This window comes from Phyllobacterium trifolii (assembly GCF_014192095.1).
Taxonomy (GTDB): Bacteria; Pseudomonadota; Alphaproteobacteria; order Rhizobiales; family Rhizobiaceae; genus Phyllobacterium; species Phyllobacterium trifolii.
In genome coordinates this window covers 85,142-104,710 of the sequence record NZ_JACHXN010000018.1, presented here as the reverse complement: position 1 = coordinate 104,710, position 19,569 = coordinate 85,142, and the positions used below count along the sequence as shown (strand labels likewise).

Below are 19,569 nucleotides of genomic sequence, written 5' to 3'. Positions count from 1 at the left end.
CGAAAAGTTATAGGAGATCGACAAGGAACGGGATGAGCGGGATATCTGCTGGCGGCATTGGATAGTCGCGCATGTCCTTTGGCCGTACCCATTTGAGAACCTGCCCCTCCATTCCGCGCGGTATTCCCTCATAGCGCCGGCAGATGAACAACGGCATCAGCAGATGGAAGGTTTCATAGGTGTGGCTGGCAAAGGTCAGCGGCGCGAGGCAAGCCGGTTTGACAATGATACCGAGTTCTTCGTGCAGTTCGCGGATCAGGCTTTCTTCCGGCGTTTCCCCCGGATCGACCTTGCCGCCCGGAAACTCCCAGAGACCGGCGAGCGATTTGCCTTCCGGACGCTGCGTCAGCAACACCCGGCCATCAGAGTCGACCAGCGCACAGGCCGTCACAAGAACGATCGGGTGTTCGCTCATGTCCCCGGCGCCTGCCTGTAAGCATAGCGATAGGCTTCATTGAAGCCCATCTGCTCGTAGAGCGCGACGGCGCCCGTGTTCGCTACTTCGACCTGTAACCACGCCTTTTTCGCGCCGTGCTGCAAGGCCCATTTCAATGCCGATTTGATAATCGTCCGGCCAAGGCCCACGCGACGCCGGTTTGCCGCCGTTCCGATGTTGAACAGGCCTGCCAGTGCTCCATCCTGCACACAGATTGCCGTCGACACCGGGACGGCGCCCTCTTCGATGACGAACAAGCCCTTGGATGGACGAATAGCATTGATAACTTCGAAGAGGCCAGGTTTCAGCGCAGCATTGTCTCCCTGTACCTGCAAGGCGGCATCGATGAACCGGCCGATGTCTTTGAGCGGAATTTGATCGAGCGCGTCCGAAAGATCGACATTTGCCAGATCGACGACCATAACCATGGATTCATCAAACCGTGCCCAGCCAAGCTCTTCGAGGTAATGATCAAGTGCTTCCGGCGCGAGCGGTGACTGGCGGAAAATCGGCGGCCTGCCATAGGCGCGAAACCGTTGTGCAGCACGTGCCACCCGCTGTTCGAGATTGTCGGTATCACCGGGATCGAGCGGATTGACCGAATTCAACCGCTTCGACGGGTGGCTGGCCGTCATGCGAATTGCCCAGCTTCCATCGTAATGCACCGACGATGCGGGCCAGGACCGGAAACCAACCGCCTCAAACTGTCTGATTTGGGCTAACTGCATGCATGATCCCTATTAAAGCCCAAGCGAAAATTCGTCAGGACGCGGCGAAAATGGTGGTTTTCGAGCACCGAAGCGCAGCGTACATTTGGGTACGTGAGCATCGGAGCGCAGAAAAACGCCATTTGCAGCCCGTCATGGCGAATTTTCGTTGGGCTTTCAGCTGCGATAATCGCCATTGATCGCCACATATTCCTTGGTCAGGTCACAGGTCCAGACAGTCGCCTTGCCTTTGCCGAGACCGATGTCGACACGGATATTGATATCGTCATTCTTCATATAGGCGGAGGTCGCTTCTTCCGAATAGTCCGGATCGCGCTCGCCTTCGCGGGCAACGCGGATATCCCCGAACCAGATCGCCAGCCGATCGCGGTCGGCCGGCTCGCCAGCCTTGCCGACGGCCATGACGACGCGGCCCCAATTGGCGTCTTCGCCAGCAGCCGCCGTCTTGACCAGCGGCGAATTTGCAATCGACAGCGCAATGCGCTTGGCGGAGCGCGCGGAGGTCGCACCCGTTACGCTGATTTCGAGCATCTTGCGTGCGCCCTCGCCGTCACGCACCACTTGCAGCGCGAGATCCTTGAGAACGCGGTCAAGCGCTTTGGCGAAAGGCTTGAGACGCTTGTCCTTGAGCTTCGTAACAGGCGCAGCGCCCCGCTCGGCAGCCGACCCGGTGGCGAAAAGCAACAGTGTGTCGGATGTCGATGTATCGCTGTCGACGGTGACGGAATTGAAACTCTTGCCAACGGATTTCGACAGGAGCTTCTGCAGCACATCGGCCGCAATCGGTGCATCGGTGGCTACGAAAGACAGCATCGTGGCCATATCCGGCGCGATCATGCCAGCACCTTTGGCGATGCCATTGATTGTCACCGGCACACGGCCCAGCAGTACTGTTTCGGTTGCGACCTTGGGAAACGTATCGGTCGTCATGATGGCGCTCGCGGCATCTTGCCAGCGCTCGGCAACGGCATTCTTGGTCATGTCCGTCAAAAGATGGCTGAATTTACCCGCATCGAGCGGCTCACCGATCACGCCGGTCGAGGCAAGAAAAATATGGTGAGGCTTGCAACCCACAGCCTTTGCGGCCGCTGCAGCTGTCATTTTGGCAGACTCACGACCCTTTTTCCCGGTAAAGGCATTGGCATTACCGGAATTGACAACGACGGCCCGCGCCGTGCCACCCTCAAGACTTGTACGGCAGTAATCCACGGCTGCCGAAGGGCATTTGGACCGTGTGAATACACCGGCCACCGCCGTTGGCCGATCGAATACGATGAGCAAAACGTCTGTCCGGCCCTTGTATTTGATACCGGCTTCAGCTGTGGCGATCTTTACCCCGTGAATTTCCGGCACGGTCGGATAGTGTTTCGGAGCCAGCGGAGAGACGGATGTGGACATCGGCTACCTCGAAAAGCGCTTTTTTTGACAGGTCACAAATTACCTAAGGAAGACCCGGCGACTTGCACCGGGTCTTATATTGTTACTGCTGGGCTTCGGTTGCAGCCTTGATCGCCGCTTCCGTTGCCGGATCGGTATATTCGATCTTCAGGTCGCCGCGGTCCTTCTTCACCAGCTCCATGTACTTCTCGCGAATGAGGATGGATTTTACCTGGTCCTTGACCTGATCGAACGCTGGCGGCTGCTGGGTACGCTTGTCCTCAAGCTTGATCACATGGAAGCCGAACTGGGTCTGGACGGGTTCCTTGGTGTACTGGCCGACTTCCAGCGCATTGGCTGCCTTGTCAAATTCCGGCACCATCTGGCCTGGTCCGAAATAGCCGAGATCGCCGCCCTGCGCAGCCGAGCCGTCCGTCGATTTCTCCTTGGCAATGTCTTCGAACTTCGCTCCGCCATCGAGCTGCTTGATGATGGCTTCAGCTTCTTCCTTGGTCTTCACCAGAATGTGACGGGCGCGGACTTCATTTTGTGGCGGCATCGCTGCGATTTCCTTATCGTAGCGGGCGCGAATGTCAGCGTCGGTGATTTTGTCGACAACTTGCTGCTTGAAGTAGTCATTGTGCAGGGCGCGGTCCTTCAGGAACTCCAGACGAGCCTGGAACTCAGGGGTCTGGTCAAGCTTTTCGGCCTCAGCCTTCGCCGCAAGTGACTTGATATCGATAATGGCAGCCAGGGCGGCCAAACGCCGCTGGTCATCAGGCAGTTTGGCAAATTGCGGATCGAGGTCCGCAGAAATCTGGTCTACGTCCTTGTTTGTGATCTTGCTGCCGTTGATTGTTGCAAGCACCTTATCGGGATCGGCCTTGGCAGTTTCCGCCTGGGCTGCATCCGGCTTGGCAGGTTCTGTCTTGCCAGCTTCCTGGGCTATTGCCACAGAAGATATACCGGTCAAAAGTGCAGCGACAGTCATTAATGAAAGGGTTTTACGCAATTGGTTCATGGGTCAATTTCTCCTTGGGAGGACCGGTACGGGCTATGAATACGGCAGAATTTTGCCAAGAGGCTGCGATCGATCGCTTGTTGCTTCAACATTGACATCATTCGTGCCCCCTCTTATCTGTCCATCGGCTTTGCGTCCAGATAGCTTGGCAACAGATAGACTTATACCTTGGGCTTGGTGTCCGTATTGTATCAGGCGTCTCGAATGTCAGGCTTTGGATGCCTCAAATGCCACAGTTGCTGGCAAAACGTATTATAGAGAGGACCAGGGATGGTCAGTTTCGGCGGCCTCGCCCGCAAGATTTTCGGCTCCTCGAATGAGCGCCGCGTCCGCAGCTTCAAACCCCGCGTTGACCAGATCAATGCGCTTGAGGCAGAAATCTCGTCGCTTACGGACGATGAGCTCAAGGCAAAAACCGCGGAATTTCGCGCAAGTCTCGCCAATGGCACCAAGCTCGACGATCTCCTCGTTCCGGCCTTTGCCGTGGCACGTGAAGCTGCCAAGCGCGTTCTTGGCATGCGCCCCTTCGACGTCCAGCTGATCGGCGGCATGGTCCTGCACAATGGCGGCATTTCGGAAATGCGCACTGGCGAAGGCAAAACGCTGGTCGCTACCCTGCCGGTCTATCTGAATGCGCTGGAAGGCAAAGGCGTTCATGTCGTCACTGTGAACGACTACCTCGCCACCCGCGATGCGCACTGGATGGGCCAGATTTATAATTTCCTCGGCCTCTCCTATGGCATCATCGTGCACGGTCTTGATGATGAAGAGCGTGCCAAGGCCTACAATGCCGATATCACCTACGCCACCAACAATGAACTCGGCTTCGATTACCTGCGCGACAATATGAAATATGAACGCGCCCAGATGGTGCAGCGTCCGCACAACTATGCGATCGTCGACGAAGTGGATTCGATCCTCGTCGATGAAGCGCGCACGCCGCTGATCATTTCCGGCCCGCTCGATGACCGGTCCGATTTCTACAATCTCATCGATGCGTTCATCAAACCATTGAACCCCGAAGACTATGAGATCGACGAGAAGCAGAAGACGGCGATCTTTACCGAGGAGGGCACCGAGAAGCTCGAAAACCTCCTGAGGGAAGCCGGTCATCTCAAGGGCGAAGGCCTTTACGATATCGAGAACGTTGCTGTCGTGCACCACGTCAACAATGCCCTGCGCGCGCACAAGCTCTTCCAGAAGGACAAGGACTACATCGTTCGCAATGACGAAATCGTCATCATCGATGAGTTCACAGGCCGCATGATGCCGGGCCGCCGTTTCTCGGAAGGCTTGCATCAGGCGCTGGAAGCCAAGGAGCATGTGACGATCCAGCCGGAAAACCAGACACTGGCCTCGATCACCTTCCAGAACTATTTCCGCATGTACAAGAAACTTGCCGGCATGACCGGTACAGCTTCCACTGAAGCGGAAGAATTCGGCAATATCTACGGTCTCGAAGTAACGGAAATTCCGACCAACCTTCCCGTTCAGCGTCTCGACGAGGACGACGAGGTCTACCGCACCGTCGAGGAAAAATACAAGGCGATCGTTCGCGATATTCGTGATGCGACAGCCAAGGGCCAGCCTATCCTCGTTGGCACCACGTCGATCGAGAAATCCGAGCAATTGGCTGATCGCCTGCGCAAGGAAGGCTTCAAGGACTTCCAGGTTCTGAATGCCCGCTATCATGAACAGGAAGCCCATATCGTCGCGCAAGCCGGTGTTCCAGGTGCCATCACCATCGCCACCAACATGGCAGGTCGTGGTACCGACATTCAGCTTGGCGGCAATCTGGAGATGCGCATAGCGCGCGAACTCGACGATATGGCCGAGGGCGAAGAGCGCAAGGCAAAAGAAGCCGCGATCCGCGCCGACATCGCCAAGCTCAAGGAAAAGGCACTTGCCGCTGGCGGGCTTTACGTTCTTGCGACCGAACGCCATGAAAGCCGCCGCATCGACAACCAGTTGCGCGGCCGTTCAGGCCGTCAGGGCGATCCCGGCCGCTCGAAGTTCTTCCTGTCGCTGCAGGACGATCTGATGCGGATATTCGGTTCCGAACGCATGGACGGCATGCTGCAGAAGCTTGGCCTCAAGGAAGACGAAGCCATCGTCCATCCCTGGATCAACAAGGCGCTGGAAAAAGCGCAGAAGAAGGTCGAGGCGCGCAACTTCGATATCCGCAAGAACCTTCTGAAATATGATGACGTGATGAATGATCAGCGCAAGGTGATCTTCGAGCAGCGCATCGAATTGATGGACAGCACCGATCTCAGCCAGACCACCAGGGAAATGCGCGAGGATGTGGTGGACGATCTCATCGCGCGCTACACGCCCGAAGGCGCTTACGCGGAACAATGGAAGATCGCCGAGCTCGACGAGGATGTGCGCAATGTTCTCAATCTCAATCTGCCGATCACCGAATGGGCCCTCGAAGACGGTATTACGCCCGACGATATCCGGGAACGTCTGACGGAAGCCGTCGAGAAGGCCGCCGCCGATCGTGCCGAGCGGTTTGGTCCGGAAATCATGGCCTATGTCGAGAAGTCTGTCATTTTGCAGACCCTCGATGCCCTGTGGCGCGAACATCTGGTCAATCTCGACCATCTTCGCTCGGTCGTCGGCTTCCGCGGTTACGCCCAGCGCGACCCGCTCAATGAGTACAAGAGCGAGGGCTTCGAACTCTTCCAGACGCTGCTGGCCAATTTGCGCCAGAACGTGACCAGCCAGTTGATGCGCGTGGAACTCGTGCGCGAGGCCGCAAGTGCGCCCGAGCCGGAACTGCCGGTGATGGAAGCGCATCACCTCGATGGCCTCACGGGTGAGGACGATTTCGGTGGCGGCAGTGTTCTTGCGGTACAGCAGGATCTGCGCGTCGTTGATCCCAAGGATCGCGATCCGAATAACCCGCAGACATGGGGCAAGGTTGGCCGCAACGAGGCCTGCCCCTGCGGTTCGGGCAAGAAATACAAGCACTGTCACGGCGCTTTCGTCTGACGAACCAAAGGCCGCGCTCAAAACGCGGCCTTTTCTCTTGTTCCAACAGCACAACCCGTTGACTTTCCGAACCGTTTCTAAACGTTTAGGCAGTAAGCGTCTTGCATTGGAAACGAGTGGAGCTGCCCTTGCGAATTTCTGCGGTCGAAGCTGCAGACCGGTATCTGCCGGGGAAACTGTCACAGCAGCTCCGTCCGTGGCTAGTCCGCCTCGATCAGCTGTTTGACGGTTCAATGGAGCACGCCGCTGCGCAGCGCGTGTCACTGATCGCCTTTTCCATCCGTATCATCAGCGCCGCCATCGCACTCGTCTCACAGGTCATCTTCGCGCGCTGGATGGGGCAGTTCGAATACGGCATTTTCGTCCTTGTCTGGGTGACAGTGGTTATTCTCGGGAATCTCTCCTGTCTGGGTTTCCAGACCAGCGTCATCCGCTTCGTGCCGGAATATCTGGAACACCGGCAGCTTGATCACCTGCGCGGCATCTTGTTCACCAGCAAGATATTCGCGCTTGGCCTGACGACCTGCATCGCGATCATCGGCGCTGCCGGGGTCTACTTCTTACGCGATGCGATCGAATCCTATTACGTCGCGCCCTTCATCATCGGCTTCATCTGCCTGCCGATGATAGCGCTCGGCGATACGCTGGACGGAACCGCACGGTCACGATCCTGGGCATTGGTCGCGTTGACGCCAACCTACATCATCCGTCCAATTCTCACTCTTCTCATTATGACCATCGCCCATGTGGCCGGCTTCGCGCCGACAGCGGTGGCGGCGGTGATATCGGCGATTATTGCGACCTATATGACCTCGCTGGTGCAATTAGCGGTCGTCAATCACAGGTTCAGAGAGGTTGTGTCGCCCGGTCCGAAGGCGATCCGTTTTGGAGAATGGTTTGCGGTCTCGCTACCGATCTTTTTGGTCGAAGGGTTCTTCTTCCTTTTGACCAATGCCGACGTCCTGATGGTCGGCCGTTATATGGACCCGGACAAGGTCGCGACCTATTTCGCAACGGTCAAATTGCTCGCATTGGTCCATTTCGTCTATTTCTCGGTCAAGGCCGGCGCCGCCCAGCGCTATTCCGAGCTGATGCATACCCATGACCACGACCAGCTTGCACAATTCGCCAGCGATACGGCGCGCTGGACCTTCTGGCCGTCCTTGGCGATGGCGATCATCCTTCTCATTCTCGGCAAGCCGTTGCTCCTGCTCTTCGGCGCCCAGTTTACCGATGGTTATCCGCTGTTGTTCATTCTGGTGATTGGCGTCGTCGCCCGCGCCTCGGTCGGTCCGGCGGAAAGCCTCCTCAACATGGCCGGCAAGCAGAAAATATGCGCCATGGTCTATGCGGTCACACTGATTGTTAATATCTGTCTCAGCATTGTATTGATACCGGCCTACGGCCTTGCTGGTGCCGCTTTTGCGACTGCATTCTCGATGGTATTCGAAGCGGTGACGCTGGCGCTGACTGTTTATAATCGTCTGAACATTACGATGTTCGTTTTTGCGGGCAGGACAGGCGCTGCCAAGGAAGAAGTCTGATGGCAGCCATACCGCTTCTCGAAGAACTTGCCGGAGGCCCGTCCTCGCAGATCCTCTCCCAGCTCTCGGGCTTCGAGTCGCACGAGGCGACCAAGCAGCTCGAGGAGACCCTCGGCACGCGTGCCGTTCCGCGCAAGCTTTCCGTCTATTCTGCCTCCGCCGGTTTCGAACTCCTCGATGAGCTTGAATATCTGACGTATCGCACGGTCGAGCCCAACATCTTCTTCAATCCGCGTTTCCTCGCCCCCGCAATGCCACGCCTTGACGACCGGCAGGTTCGCTTCATGGTCATGCGCGACGAGAACGATGTGAAGAGCCGTCTGCGCTTCCTCATGCCCTATACGATCGAACGGCCGGGTTTCAATGTAACGGCTTCCATCATCCGCGCCTGGGCCACGCCCTTCGGACCACAGGGCACGCCGTTGATCGACCGCGACGATCCGGTCGGGGTCCTCAATGACCTGTTCGACATGCTGGGGCGCAAGCACCTGAAGTTCCCAGAGATTCTGGTTTTGCCCGACATACTGCTGAACCGCACTGCAGCACAGCTGATCCGCTCCATCGCGCTGGACCGTAATCTTACAATGGTGACCGTCAACCAGGTCGAACGCCCCTTCCTTGAAAGCGCCAAGGAAGGCGAAGAGTACTTGCGTGATGCCATTGGTGCCAAGCACGCCAAGGAATATCGCCGGCTGTGGCGCCGCCTCGCCGACAAGGGCAAGCTGACCTACACCGTCAGCCGCAGCGAGGAAGATATCCGCGTACGGCTGGAGGACTTCCTCGTGCTCGAAGCGAGCGGCTGGAAAGGCCAGCGCGGTTCCGCCATGGCGGTCGACCGTTTCCGTGCTGCCTTTGCCCGCGAGGCGGTCAACAACCTCGCGACCCGCGATCTCGCCCGCATCCACACACTCGAACTCGACGGCAAGACCATCGCCGTCCTCGTGGTCTTTGTCGAAGCCGGCGAAGCTTGGACGTGGAAGACCGCCTATGACGAGAGCCTCGCTACCTATTCGCCCGGCGTTCTCCTGATGATCGAGATGCTGAAAAACCATCTGGACGATCCCAACATCGACCGGACCGATTCCTGTGCCGTACCCGACCATCCTGTCGCGTCGCGCCTGTTCATGGAGCGTGAACCCGTCGGCACGCTGGTGATCGGATTGACACCCGCCGCCGACCGCGCCGCCCGGCAGGCAGCTTCACAGCTTCACCTTTACCGGCGCACGCAGAATATCGCGCGACTGGTCCGCGAGCGTTTGCGGAACTTGACCGGCCGGAAGTGAATGTTCGTGGGATTGGGTAGGTGTGGTGCCCCCTGCCGGAATCGAACCAGCACTCCTTTCGGAACCTGATTTTGAGTCAGGCGCGTCTACCAATTCCGCCAAGGGGGCCGCAAGAGCGTCGGACATGGGTGAACCCACGACCGTGAAAAGCCAAATACATGCAGAGCCACCCTTCGGTCAACAACAATAAGATGATTTCTTAAATGTAACACAGTCGTGTGTTGCCCTGCCCGCACGAGACAAATAGAGGCGAATGGCCAAGAAACCAGCCTTGGCAAAAATTGAGCGAAACGATTCCATTTGGCTGCGGTTTGCTCTAAAGATCACCCGACTTTTCAAAATAGCCTCCCCCACAGGAACCGATTTGATGCTGCGCAGACTATACGATTGGACCATGTCTCTGGCTGCGCGCAAATCGGCGGAAGTCTGGCTTGCCGTCATCGCGTTCATCGAAAGCTCGGTGTTTCTTGTCCCCGCCGACGTGCTGTTCCTGCCGATGGCACTGGCACGTCCTGAACGGGCATATCGCTATGCGCTGGTGGCAACCATCGCATCTGTCCTCGGCGGCATAGCGGGCTGGCTGCTCGGCTACTATGCCTATGAGACATTGGCGAAGCCGATCCTTGAAATGTACGGCAAGCTCGATGCCTTCGAACAGTTGCGCGGTTCGACGAGCGCCGATGCGATCCTGCTCCTGCTCGTCACATCGGGCCTGGCCCATCTGCCGCCGATCAAGGTCGTGACGATCCTTTCCGGAGCGGCAGGTATCAATATCTGGCTGTTCATCGTCTCGGCGGTGCTTGCGCGCGGGGCGCGCTTTTTCTTCCTCGCCTGGCTTTTGCGGCGCTACGGCGAACCCATTCGCCACTTCATCGAAAAGCGGCTCGGCCTGATCGCGGGCGCAGCGGCGCTTGTCCTGATTTTGCTCTATGCTCTGTTCCACTACACCCAGTTGTAAGGACGTCAAGATATTATGACTGCAACGAATTCCCCCATCCATTTCAGGACGGCTGTATTTCTCTTCCTCGCAATGGTTGTCACGGTCGGGTCCGCGCTCGGTTTTCAATATATCGGCGGGTATCTGCCCTGCAAATTGTGCCTGGAGCAGCGCTTCCCCTATTATGCCGGCATTCCGCTGATGGCATTGGCTGTTGCCTCGTCCAGCCTGAAATGGCCAGCGAGCCTTACGCGTCTCCTGCTGGCACTTGGCGGGCTGCTCATGCTCATTGGCCTCGGCCTTGCCATCTTCCACGCCGGCGTTGAATGGAAATTCTGGGCCGGCCCGACGGATTGCACCGCGGTGTCCATGTCGATCACCACCGATGCGGGTAATCTTCTGAAGGATATGAACGCCATTCACCCGCCCGCATGCGATACGGCCGCGCTGCGCGTGCTTGGACTGTCCTTTGCCGGCTGGAATGCCATCGCCAGCTTTATTCTGATGGTCATTGCCTTCCGGGGCGCAGCGAAGGCGTAGCGCCGTCGCTGAGGACCATCTGAAAATTCATCCCGCTGAGTCAGCTGGTTGTGGTTTTCGAGAACCGTAGCGCAGCGAACTTTTGGGCTCGTGAGCAACGGAAGCGCAGAAAACCACATCAGATGGCCATCGGGGTGGATTGGCAGAGGTCTCAGGGTTCCAGCTCGACATCCCAGTAGAGATAATCCATCCAGCTTTCGTGCAGATGGTTTGGCGGAAACAGCCGGCCGTTATTGTGCAGATCATGCACTGTCGGCTCATAGGGCTTCTGCCGCGGCCACATTTTGGCACGGTTGGGCATCAGACCGCCCTTGCGAAGATTGCAAGGTGAACAGGCCGCCACGACATTCTGCCAGATCGTCTCGCCGCCGGCACAGCGCGGGATGACATGATCGAAAGTCAGATCTTCTTCCGAGCCGCAATATTGGCATTCGAACCGGTCACGCAGGAAGACGTTGAACCGGGTAAAGGCAGGATTGCGCGAAGGTTTGATGTAGGTCTTGAGCGATACCACGCTGGGTAGCCGCATCGCGAAGGAGGGCGAGGAAACCTCGTGCTCGTATTCGGCGACGATGTTCACACGGTCAAGAAAAACCGCCTTGATCGCGTCCTGCCAGGACCAGAGCGACAAGGGATAATAACTGAGCGGACGGTAGTCCGCATTGAGTACCAGAGCCGGTAACCCGTCCGGCGAGACGGCTATTGTCAAGGAATCAACTCCCAATCCAACCATCAGGCTTGCATTATTGTAAGCTGGACGTGACAGGAATGTGAAGCAAATTGCGGTGTTTGCTTAGGAAAAACCCCGTTATTTCAACTTCATGGCACTGGTGTGCCATCGCGGCCACGCGTTGCGGCATAGTAAGCCCAGAAAAGTCGGGCGGCAACACCGCGCCACGGGGTCCAGCGCTCGGCAAACAGCCGCAGAGCCTTGGAGTCCGGCCGCACTGATTCGCCATAGGCATGGGCATAGGCATGCTGGAGAGCGACGTCGCCCGACGGGAAGACATCCGCATGGCCCGCGGAAAACAGCAAGTAGACTTCCGCCGTCCAGGGACCGATGCCCTTCACATTGGTCATGACCTGCATGGCCTCGTCGATCGGCATATCCGCCAAAGCAGTAAGATCGAGTTCTCCGGCAATGACCGCTTCGCTGATCCGGGCGAGAGTCGCCTGCTTTGCACGGGATAAGCCGGCAACCCGCCACGCCTCTTCGCCGGCCGCAAGATAGTTTTCCGGAGTTAGGGGATCGATGATGCTGACAAGCCGCTTCCAGATCGAATCGGCACTGGCCTTGGAGACCTGCTGCGAAACGATCACCGAGGCAAGGCTCTCGAAGCCCGGGACGGAGCGGCGCAACGGCAGTGGCCCGGCGCGTTCCGCTATCGCCGCAAGTTCCGGGTGGGTTTGCAGCAAGGCTTCCAGCCCTTCCGCAATATCCTCGAGCGTATCAATTCTGCGCATTTCAATCGTTCACTTTGCTTCGTTTGGGAAACACCGTATCAATTGCCTCGATACCCACGCAAGAACGCCACTCATCACTCATGACAGTTCCGGTATTCCGTTTTGCCCCCAGTCCCAATGGCCATCTGCACCTCGGCCATGCCTATTCCGCGTTGCTCAACCAGCAAATGGCGCGCGATGCAGGCGGCAGATTGCTCCTGCGCATGGAGGATATCGACCGGGAGCGCTGCACGCCGGAACTCGAACAGACGATGCAGGAGGACCTGCACTGGATCGGCTTCGATTGGGAGAAGCCTGTCCGCCGCCAGTCGGAACACTTCCCTGTCTACAGCGAGGCGCTCGACAGGCTGATCGATATGGAGCTTGTTTATCCAGCGTTTCTGAGCCGCGGCGAGATCAAACACGAAATCGAAAACCTTGGCGGAAATGGAGGTTGGCCGCGCGATCCGGACGGAGCCCTGCTCTATCCGCCAACGGACCGGCAGCTTTCAAACGCCGAGCGCGAACGGCGTATCGGCGAAGGACAACCGTTTTCATGGCGTTTGAACATGGACCGTGCGCTTGAACATATCGGCGAGCCACTTTTCTGGACCGAACTTGCACCTGAGAACCGCGCTGTTGAAACCGCACCGCGCGTTTGGGGTGACGTCATCATTGCGCGAAAGGATATGCCGACGAGCTATCATCTATCCGTCGTCATCGACGATGCGTTGCAAGGCATCACCCACGTCGTGCGCGGCAAGGACCTTTTCGAGGCCACAAGTGTCCATCGGCTGCTGCAGCGATTGTTCGATATCGAGCCCCCTCTCTATCATCACCATGCACTTATCCTGGATCACGACGGGGAGAAACTTTCGAAAAGCCGCAAGGACACCGCGTTGCGTTCACTGCGGCAAGAAGGTGTCACCTGTCAGGAGATACACGCCATGATCGGGTTGTGATCTATCGCCACTGCTCGTTCGGGTATAGATCAGCAGCACAATGCATTCCAGATCCGGTCCCGTGACTATGCCTGTCCGCTATTTCCCCGCTCTGTTCGTCGTTCTTTGGGCCACCGGCTTCATCGGCGCGCGCTACGCCATGCCCTATATGGAGCCGTTCTATTTCCTCACGATACGGTTTCTGATCGCGGGAGCAATTCTTGGTCTTTGGGTTGTTCTGGACGGCAATCACTGGCCAAACAGGCGCGGCGCAATGCACGCCATCATTGCGGGGTGCCTCATCCACGGGGCCTATCTCGGCGCCGCCTTCTGGGCCATTCACAATGGATTGCCCGCAGGCATGTCGGCACTGGTTGTCGGGCTGCAGCCCTTGATCACAGCCCTGATCGCGGGGCTGGTACTCGGCGAAACCATCCAGCCGCGCCATTGGGCCGGGCTTGCCGTCGGCTGCATCGGCGTCGCCATGGTCCTTTGGCCGAAGCTCGTCATTTCCGCCGGTGGCATCACCCCGGCGACCGTTTCGGCAGCAATCTTTTCAGTTGTCGCCATCAGTATTGGCACTGTCTGGCAAAAACGCTTCGTCGGCACTATCGACCTGAAGGCGGGTACGACCCTGCAATATCTCGGCGCTGCCGTACTCACTGGCATATGCTCGCTGTTGCTGGAGACGCACACGATCGTCTGGTCGGGCGAATTGATATTCGCCATGTTCTGGCTGGTATTCGTCCTGTCGATCGGCGCCGTGCTTCTGCTGATGCTGCTCATCAATCAGGGAGCGGTGTCCAAGGTTGCATCGCTGTTCTATCTGGTTCCGGGAGTCACGGCACTGATGGCCTATGCGCTGTTCGGCGAAACACTGACACCGTTTCAATTGGTGGGAATGGTCATTGCCAGCCTAGGCGTTGCCCTCTCGACAGGTCAGAGACGCGTGGCTTCCTCGATTTCCCAATAGCGGATGATCGCGGCGTTGATTTCCGCGCCGATGATGAAGATCGCCGCGACGATATAGAGGAAAACGATCGCCGCCATGATCGATGCGAGACCCGCATAGGTCGACACATAGGTTGCAAAGGTTTCGAGATAACTTGCAAAGATCGTAGCGCCAACGGTCCATGCGAGCAGCGTCAACAGGACGCCGGGCAAGATCTCGACAAACCGGCGGTGCCCGGCCGGCAGCCACAAATGCACGACCAGCAAGCCGATGATCAGCACGGCCGAGGCAATACAGTAGCGCCAGAAACTGATCGTTCCTGATACGAGAACCAGTTCCGGGATATAGATGGTCGCTATACGCATGGCGAGCGGCGCAAGGATCAGCAGGAAGCTGATGGCCATGATACCGATTGTTGCGACTATCACATAGCCGAGGCTTTGCAGGCGGCAATAGATGATCGAACGCGTATCGATCACGCGATAGGCGCGGTTGAGCGCCACCCGCAGCGCTTCGATACCGTTTGAAGCAAAATAGGCCGCCGCGATCACGCTGATCGTCAAAAGGCCGCCGCGCTGGATATTGAGGACATTGCGCACTTCCTGCGCAATCGGCTTGGCGATTACCTCCGGCCAAGTATCGAAGATCACATGAACAGCCGTATCGGTAAAGGCGCTCGCCCCAAGAAAACTTGCGAGCGAAGTCGCAAAAATCAGGAACGGAAAAAGCGCAAGAATTCCCGAAAGGGCAACGTGGCTTGCGAGCGCCCAACCATCATCGGTGCTGAAATGCCGCCACGTATCGACGACAACACGCCAAAGAAAAGATTTTGCCCTACGCATTGATGATTGTTCGCCCCTTCAACTGAGCAGATTGCAAGGCGCCGGGGAATATGTGAAGTCTTTTCGTGCAATCAATTGAAAAACATCCGGAAAACATGACCCGTTCTAGAACGATTTTGATCACAGGATGTTCCAGCGGGATAGGTGCCTATTGTGCCCGGGCGTTGAAGCAGGATGGCTGGACCGTCTTCGCGACCGCCCGGAATCCCACCGATATTGAAATGCTTCAAGCAGATGGATTCGCCGCCTTCTATATGGACTACAGCAAATCCGAATCGATCTCTGCGCTTGTCGAAGCAGTTCTCAGCGAAACCGGCGGCACGCTAGATGCCCTCTTCAACAATGGCGCCTACGCTTTGCCCGGCGCGGTGGAAGATCTCCCCATCAATGGACTGCGCGAACAGTTCGACAGCAATTTCTTCGGTTGGCATGAGCTCACCCAGTGTCTTGTACCGGTGATGCGCAAGCAGGGCCATGGCCGGATCGTCCACTGCTCGTCCATCCTTGGCCTCGTACCGATGAAATGGCGCGGCGCCTATGTCGCATCAAAATTCGCGCTGGAAGGGCTGATGCTGGTGCAGCGGATGGAACTGGAAGGCTCAGGCGTCCAAATGTCGCTGATCGAGCCAGGGCCCATCGCCACGCGGTTCACCTACAATGCCCGCAAGCAGATCGAAAAGTACATCGACGTCGAAAACTCGGTGCATCGTGACGAGTACCGCAGGCTGATAGCTCGGCTTTCGGGGGGCGGCACCAAGTCGAAATTTAAACTCGGTCCTGATGCGGTCTATGCGGTGCTTAAGGACGCATTGGAAAATCCCCGCCCGCGTCCTCATTATCTGGTGACACGCCCGGCAAAAATTACAAACTTTGCCCGCAGATTTCTATCCGCACGTGCGCTATATCGCGTGCTTGCGAGCCAGTCGTGACAGGAGCAGACTGCAGGCAAGTCTGACGATCAAGGAATAGAGTATGGATGTTATTTTCAAATTTCTGGCGCTCGTGGCAATTGCCGCGGTGACCATTGTGCTTCTGATTGGCCTGCGCAACATGATGAAGGGCGGCGACGCCAACTTCTCCAACAAGATGATGCAATTGCGCATATTATTGCAGCTGGTCGCCATCATCCTCATCGTCGGTGCAATCTATTTCCACCGCGCGGCAGGCTAGAGACACCAATCATATGGTCAAGCTCAACAAGATATACACTCGGACCGGCGATGACGGCACGACCGGTCTCGGCAGCGGCGAACGGCGTCTGAAACATGATTTGCGCGTTGAAGCCTACGGCACCGTGGACGAAGCGAATTCTTGTCTCGGGCTTGCGCGGCTTCATACGGAAAAAGCCTTCCCCGAACTCGACGCCATGCTCATGCGCATCCAGAACGACCTCTTCGATCTCGGTGCCGATCTTGCAACGCCCGACACAGGCGAAACGCTTCCTTATGAGCCCTTGCGCATTATCGACAACCAGGTCCTGCGGCTTGAAGCGGAGATTGACCGGTTGAACGCAAACCTCGCGCCATTGCGCTCCTTTGTGCTGCCCGGCGGTTCGCCCGCATCCGCCGCGCTGCATCTCGCCCGCACTGTTGCGCGCCGCGCCGAGCGGCACATGGTCGAACTCGCGCAGAAGCCTGACGAGACGGTCACACCGGCCGCCCTGAAATACATCAACCGCGTGTCGGATTTTCTCTTCGTCGCGGCCCGGGTGGTCAATGACAACGGCGCGAAGGACGTGTTATGGGTGCCCGGCCACAATCGCTAAATGTCACGATCGCTGAGGCAGGGGACCGGCGCCGATGTTCATTCCATTGCATGACGCCAACAGTCTCAAATACATCAAGCTGCAATATGTGACGCTTTCGCTGATCGTCATCAACGTGCTTGTCTATCTGGTCATGGCTGTTGACGGCGAGACTGCGCAGGCGGCCGCGATCGGTCTCGGTTACATACCCGCCGTCATCCATGACATGGCGGTTCTGCCTGCCAGTTATTATTTCGTCCCGTCCGATTTCACCTACATCACCTACGCTTTCCTGCACGCCGACATCTTCCATCTCGGCGGCAATATGCTGTTCCTCTGGGTCTTCGGCGACAACGTCGAAGATGCGCTTGGCCACATCAAGTTTCTGATTTTCTATCTTCTGTGCGCCGCCGCCGGAGCGTTCCTGCATGGCGTGATCCTGCCCGATTCAGAAGCGCCGCTCATCGGCGCTTCTGGCGCCATCGCCGGCATTGTCTCCGCCTATCTGCTGCTGCATCCACGCGTAAAGGTCTGGGTGCTGGCATTTGGGCGCATTCCCCTGCGCATCCCGGCAATCTATCCGCTGGTGCTGTGGGTCGTGACACAATTCGCAATGCTTTTATGGGGCGGGCAGGAACAGGTGTCCTGGCCGGCCCATGTCGGCGGCATCATCGCCGGCGCTGTTCTCATCGTGATCATGAAGCGCCGAAGCGTGCCACTGTTTGACCGGGCCATCGTTTCGCCGCGCGCAGTAGTTGTAGAGAAACAACCGGAACCCGTCACCCGCGAGGCAGAACCGGTCAAGTGGGGCCGATGATCGTTCTTTCAATCGGTTGAACTTGGCGCAGCCAGATTGACCTTTACTCCGCTCATATTTACGGTCCCGCGCAACTCAGACGCGGCAGTGTCGTTTTTCTCACCTCCATGTCGGCTTCCGGCAAGCGGGTAGCACCACCGGACAGGTAAATCTGTCCTTCGTTTATTTGAGAGGGAATCCCTATGAAAGTCCTCGTACCGGTAAAGCGGGTAGTCGATTACAACGTGAAGATCAGGGTTAAAGGCGACGGCTCCGGCGTTGAACTTGCCAATGTGAAGATGTCGATGAACCCGTTCGACGAAATCGCAGTCGAGGAAGCGCTCCGTCTGAAGGAAGCAGGCAAGGTCGAGGAAGTGATCGTCGTGTCGATCGGACCGGCGCAGGCGCAGGAAACCATCCGCACTGCGCTCGCCATGGGTGCCGACCGCGGCATTCTGGTCAAGGTCGACGATATCGTCGAGCCGCTCGCTGTCGCCAAGATCCTGAAAGGCGTCGTCGATGCCGAACAGCCAAAGCTGGTCATCCTCGGCAAGCAGGCTATCGACGATGATGCCAACCAGACAGGTCAGATGCTTGCGGCCCTGCTCGGCTGGAGCCAGGGCACTTTCGCATCGAAGGTCGAGCTCGGTAGCGACAATGCCAAGGTCACCCGCGAAGTCGATGGCGGTCTGCAGACCATCGAAATCACGCTTCCGGCGATCGTCACCACCGACCTGCGCTTGAACCAGCCGCGTTATGCCTCGCTGCCCAACATTATGAAGGCCAAGAAGAAGCCGCTGGATGAAAAGTCCGCTGCCGATTACGGCGTCGATACCAAGCCGCGCCTCAAGGTCATCAAGACCGAAGAGCCGGGCGGCCGCAAGGCAGGTGTCAAGGTCAAGGATGTCGCTGAACTCATCAGCAAGCTGAAGAACGAAGCCGGCGTTCTGATTTAAAGGATAAGGAATTTCACCATGGCTATTCTTCTTTTTGCCGAACACGATAACGAGACCCTTTCCGACCAGACTGCAAAGGCACTGACGGCAGCCCTTGCCATCGGCTCGGACGTGCATGTGCTGGTCGCAGGCAAAGGCGCCAAGGGCGTCGCCGAGCAGGCTGCCAAGCTTGCCGGTGTCAAAAAGGTCCTGCTGGCCGACAGTGACGATCTGGCCAACCGCCTTGCCGAAGCAAGCGCAGCGCTCATCGTTTCACTCGCTGGCAATTACGACACGATCATTGCGGCCGCCACCACCAACGGCAAGAACATCCTGCCACGTGTTGCAGCGCTACTCGACGTCATGCAGGTCTCGGACATCATCGAAGTGATCTCGGCCGATACCTTCAAGCGCCCGATCTATGCGGGCAACGCCATCCAGACCGTGCAGGCAACGGATGCCAAGAAGGTCATCACCGTGCGCACTGCGACCTTCGCGGCCGCCGGTGAAGGCGGTTCGGCTTCTGTCGAGAACGTCTCGGCTGCAGCCAATCCCGGCCTGTCGAAGTTCGTCGAGGCCAAGCTTTCCGGCGGCGACCGTCCGGAACTGACGTCCGCCAGGATCATCATTTCCGGTGGCCGTGCCCTCGGCTCGAACGAGAAGTTCAAGGAAGTGATCCTTCCTGTCGCCGACAAGCTCGGTGCAGCTGTTGGCGCCTCGCGCGCCGCGGTGGATGCCGGCTACGCTCCGAACGACTGGCAGGTTGGCCAGACCGGCAAGGTGGTGGCACCGGATCTTTACATTGCCGTCGGTATTTCCGGCGCGATCCAGCATCTGGCTGGGATGAAGGACTCGAAGGTCATCGTCGCCATCAACAAGGACGAGGAAGCCCCGATCTTCCAGGTCGCTGATTATGGTCTCGTCGGCGATCTCTTCGTCATCCTGCCGGAGCTTGAAAAGGCGCTTTGATTATCTAATTCGAACTTTAAAATGAAATTGCTTGGCCGGGGTAGACGAACGCTACCCCGGCCATTTAGTTTGTGTGATATATTC

At 57.6% G+C, this 19,569-nt stretch carries 20 protein-coding genes and 1 tRNA gene; 13 read left to right on the top strand and 8 right to left on the bottom strand.

Features of this window, described 5'->3' with window-relative positions:
- Window positions 1–7 precede the first annotated feature (7 nt).
- From FHS21_RS22800 to FHS21_RS22785, 4 genes are all read right to left on the bottom strand, one after another.
- On the bottom strand, window positions 8–415 hold the full coding sequence (locus FHS21_RS22800) for a (deoxy)nucleoside triphosphate pyrophosphohydrolase (RefSeq protein WP_112532262.1): 408 nt from the start codon (window positions 413–415) through the stop codon (window positions 8–10).
- Window positions 412–1,164 carry a GNAT family N-acetyltransferase gene (locus FHS21_RS22795; protein WP_112532263.1) on the bottom strand — a complete coding sequence of 251 codons (753 nt, stop codon included), beginning with the start codon at window positions 1,162–1,164 and terminating at the stop codon, window positions 412–414. The genes FHS21_RS22800 and FHS21_RS22795 overlap by 4 nt, the downstream gene beginning before the upstream one ends.
- Window positions 1,165–1,320: 156 nt before the next feature.
- On the bottom strand, window positions 1,321–2,562 hold the full coding sequence (argJ, locus tag FHS21_RS22790) for a bifunctional glutamate N-acetyltransferase/amino-acid acetyltransferase ArgJ (protein WP_112532265.1): 1,242 nt from the start codon (window positions 2,560–2,562) through the stop codon (window positions 1,321–1,323).
- Window positions 2,563–2,644: 82 nt separating this feature from the next.
- Complete coding sequence (locus tag FHS21_RS22785) at window positions 2,645–3,562, bottom strand: peptidylprolyl isomerase (protein ID WP_112532266.1); 918 nt, start codon at window positions 3,560–3,562, stop codon at window positions 2,645–2,647.
- A gap of 270 nt (window positions 3,563–3,832) precedes the next feature.
- Between FHS21_RS22785 and secA the strand changes: the two genes are divergently transcribed.
- From secA to bspF, 3 genes are all read left to right on the top strand, one after another.
- Window positions 3,833–6,559, top strand: a complete 2,727-nt coding sequence (secA, locus tag FHS21_RS22780) for a preprotein translocase subunit SecA (protein WP_183664103.1) — start codon at window positions 3,833–3,835, stop codon at window positions 6,557–6,559.
- 128 nt (window positions 6,560–6,687) lie between these two features.
- Window positions 6,688–8,103: a lipopolysaccharide biosynthesis protein gene (locus tag FHS21_RS22775; protein ID WP_112532271.1), complete on the top strand. Its 1,416-nt coding sequence runs from the start codon at window positions 6,688–6,690 to the stop codon at window positions 8,101–8,103.
- On the top strand, window positions 8,103–9,386 hold the full coding sequence (gene bspF, locus FHS21_RS22770; protein WP_183664101.1) for a type IV secretion system effector crotonyl transferase BspF: 1,284 nt from the start codon (window positions 8,103–8,105) through the stop codon (window positions 9,384–9,386). The genes FHS21_RS22775 and bspF overlap by 1 nt, the downstream gene beginning before the upstream one ends.
- A 23-nt stretch (window positions 9,387–9,409) precedes the next feature.
- On the opposite strand, the gene FHS21_RS22765 is transcribed toward bspF, so the two are convergent.
- A tRNA-Leu gene (locus FHS21_RS22765) sits at window positions 9,410–9,494 on the bottom strand.
- Between the two features lie 259 nt (window positions 9,495–9,753).
- Here FHS21_RS22765 and FHS21_RS22760 point away from each other — a divergent pair.
- Together FHS21_RS22760 and FHS21_RS22755 are read left to right on the top strand one after the other, a co-directional pair.
- The gene (locus tag FHS21_RS22760) at window positions 9,754–10,344 is read left to right on the top strand and encodes a YqaA family protein (protein WP_183664099.1); all 591 of its coding nucleotides are present in this window, start codon (window positions 9,754–9,756) and stop codon (window positions 10,342–10,344) included.
- Between the two features lie 15 nt (window positions 10,345–10,359).
- Complete coding sequence (locus FHS21_RS22755) at window positions 10,360–10,863, top strand: disulfide bond formation protein B (protein WP_183664097.1); 504 nt, start codon at window positions 10,360–10,362, stop codon at window positions 10,861–10,863.
- Window positions 10,864–11,014: 151 nt separating this feature from the next.
- Here the strand turns inward: FHS21_RS22755 and FHS21_RS22750 are convergent, their stop codons facing one another.
- Window positions 11,015–11,572, bottom strand: coding sequence for an HNH endonuclease (locus FHS21_RS22750; protein ID WP_183664095.1), 558 nt, complete (start codon window positions 11,570–11,572; stop codon window positions 11,015–11,017).
- Between the two features lie 110 nt (window positions 11,573–11,682).
- Window positions 11,683–12,327: a DNA-3-methyladenine glycosylase family protein gene (locus tag FHS21_RS22745; protein WP_112523444.1), complete on the bottom strand. Its 645-nt coding sequence runs from the start codon at window positions 12,325–12,327 to the stop codon at window positions 11,683–11,685.
- A gap of 80 nt (window positions 12,328–12,407) precedes the next feature.
- On the opposite strand from FHS21_RS22745, the gene gluQRS reads away from it, so the two are divergent.
- Complete coding sequence (gene gluQRS, locus FHS21_RS22740; protein ID WP_183664093.1) at window positions 12,408–13,268, top strand: tRNA glutamyl-Q(34) synthetase GluQRS; 861 nt, start codon at window positions 12,408–12,410, stop codon at window positions 13,266–13,268.
- 67 nt (window positions 13,269–13,335) lie between these two features.
- Entirely contained in the window at window positions 13,336–14,220 is an 885-nt protein-coding gene (locus FHS21_RS22735) for a DMT family transporter (protein ID WP_112523449.1), read from the top strand.
- Here FHS21_RS22735 and FHS21_RS22730 read toward each other — a convergent pair.
- Window positions 14,187–15,041, bottom strand: a complete 855-nt coding sequence (locus FHS21_RS22730; protein WP_112523451.1) for a YihY/virulence factor BrkB family protein — start codon at window positions 15,039–15,041, stop codon at window positions 14,187–14,189. The genes FHS21_RS22735 and FHS21_RS22730 overlap by 34 nt on opposite strands.
- 95 nt (window positions 15,042–15,136) lie before the next feature.
- On the opposite strand from FHS21_RS22730, the gene FHS21_RS22725 reads away from it, so the two are divergent.
- The 6 genes from FHS21_RS22725 to FHS21_RS22700 all read left to right on the top strand — a co-directional run bounded on the left by FHS21_RS22725 (window position 15,137) and on the right by FHS21_RS22700 (window position 19,485).
- Complete coding sequence (locus FHS21_RS22725) at window positions 15,137–15,970, top strand: SDR family oxidoreductase (RefSeq protein ID WP_112523454.1); 834 nt, start codon at window positions 15,137–15,139, stop codon at window positions 15,968–15,970.
- Between the two features lie 43 nt (window positions 15,971–16,013).
- A complete protein-coding gene (locus tag FHS21_RS22720) occupies window positions 16,014–16,211 on the top strand; it encodes a twin transmembrane helix small protein (RefSeq protein ID WP_112523457.1) in 198 nt (65 codons plus the stop codon).
- 13 nt (window positions 16,212–16,224) lie between these two features.
- Window positions 16,225–16,806: a cob(I)yrinic acid a,c-diamide adenosyltransferase gene (locus tag FHS21_RS22715; RefSeq protein ID WP_112523460.1), complete on the top strand. Its 582-nt coding sequence runs from the start codon at window positions 16,225–16,227 to the stop codon at window positions 16,804–16,806.
- Window positions 16,807–16,840: 34 nt separating this feature from the next.
- Complete coding sequence (locus FHS21_RS22710) at window positions 16,841–17,602, top strand: rhomboid family intramembrane serine protease (protein WP_112523463.1); 762 nt, start codon at window positions 16,841–16,843, stop codon at window positions 17,600–17,602.
- Between the two features lie 182 nt (window positions 17,603–17,784).
- Window positions 17,785–18,537: an electron transfer flavoprotein subunit beta/FixA family protein gene (locus FHS21_RS22705; RefSeq protein WP_112523466.1), complete on the top strand. Its 753-nt coding sequence runs from the start codon at window positions 17,785–17,787 to the stop codon at window positions 18,535–18,537.
- An 18-nt stretch (window positions 18,538–18,555) separates the two neighbouring features.
- Complete coding sequence (locus FHS21_RS22700; protein WP_183664091.1) at window positions 18,556–19,485, top strand: electron transfer flavoprotein subunit alpha/FixB family protein; 930 nt, start codon at window positions 18,556–18,558, stop codon at window positions 19,483–19,485.
- The last annotated feature ends 84 nt before the right edge of the window (window positions 19,486–19,569 follow it).

Bases quoted from the DNA above. Each gene is read 5' to 3' on its own strand.
- FHS21_RS22800 (WP_112532262.1), bottom strand. From the start codon at position 415: ATGAGCGAACACCCGATCGTTCTTGTGACGGCCTGTGCGCTGGTCGAC.
- FHS21_RS22795 (WP_112532263.1), bottom strand. From the start codon at position 1,164: ATGCAGTTAGCCCAAATCAGACAGTTTGAGGCGGTTGGTTTCCGGTCC.
- argJ (WP_112532265.1), bottom strand. From the start codon at position 2,562: ATGTCCACATCCGTCTCTCCGCTGGCTCCGAAACACTATCCGACCGTG.
- FHS21_RS22785 (WP_112532266.1), bottom strand. From the start codon at position 3,562: ATGAACCAATTGCGTAAAACCCTTTCATTAATGACTGTCGCTGCACTT.
- secA (WP_183664103.1), top strand. From the start codon at position 3,833: ATGGTCAGTTTCGGCGGCCTCGCCCGCAAGATTTTCGGCTCCTCGAAT.
- bspF (WP_183664101.1), top strand. From the start codon at position 8,103: ATGGCAGCCATACCGCTTCTCGAAGAACTTGCCGGAGGCCCGTCCTCG.
- FHS21_RS22760 (WP_183664099.1), top strand. From the start codon at position 9,754: ATGCTGCGCAGACTATACGATTGGACCATGTCTCTGGCTGCGCGCAAA.
- FHS21_RS22755 (WP_183664097.1), top strand. From the start codon at position 10,360: ATGACTGCAACGAATTCCCCCATCCATTTCAGGACGGCTGTATTTCTC.
- FHS21_RS22745 (WP_112523444.1), bottom strand. From the start codon at position 12,327: ATGCGCAGAATTGATACGCTCGAGGATATTGCGGAAGGGCTGGAAGCC.
- gluQRS (WP_183664093.1), top strand. From the start codon at position 12,408: ATGACAGTTCCGGTATTCCGTTTTGCCCCCAGTCCCAATGGCCATCTG.
- FHS21_RS22735 (WP_112523449.1), top strand. From the start codon at position 13,336: ATGCCTGTCCGCTATTTCCCCGCTCTGTTCGTCGTTCTTTGGGCCACC.
- FHS21_RS22730 (WP_112523451.1), bottom strand. From the start codon at position 15,041: ATGCGTAGGGCAAAATCTTTTCTTTGGCGTGTTGTCGTCGATACGTGG.
- FHS21_RS22725 (WP_112523454.1), top strand. From the start codon at position 15,137: ATGACCCGTTCTAGAACGATTTTGATCACAGGATGTTCCAGCGGGATA.
- FHS21_RS22720 (WP_112523457.1), top strand. From the start codon at position 16,014: ATGGATGTTATTTTCAAATTTCTGGCGCTCGTGGCAATTGCCGCGGTG.
- FHS21_RS22715 (WP_112523460.1), top strand. From the start codon at position 16,225: ATGGTCAAGCTCAACAAGATATACACTCGGACCGGCGATGACGGCACG.
- FHS21_RS22710 (WP_112523463.1), top strand. From the start codon at position 16,841: ATGTTCATTCCATTGCATGACGCCAACAGTCTCAAATACATCAAGCTG.
- FHS21_RS22705 (WP_112523466.1), top strand. From the start codon at position 17,785: ATGAAAGTCCTCGTACCGGTAAAGCGGGTAGTCGATTACAACGTGAAG.
- FHS21_RS22700 (WP_183664091.1), top strand. From the start codon at position 18,556: ATGGCTATTCTTCTTTTTGCCGAACACGATAACGAGACCCTTTCCGAC.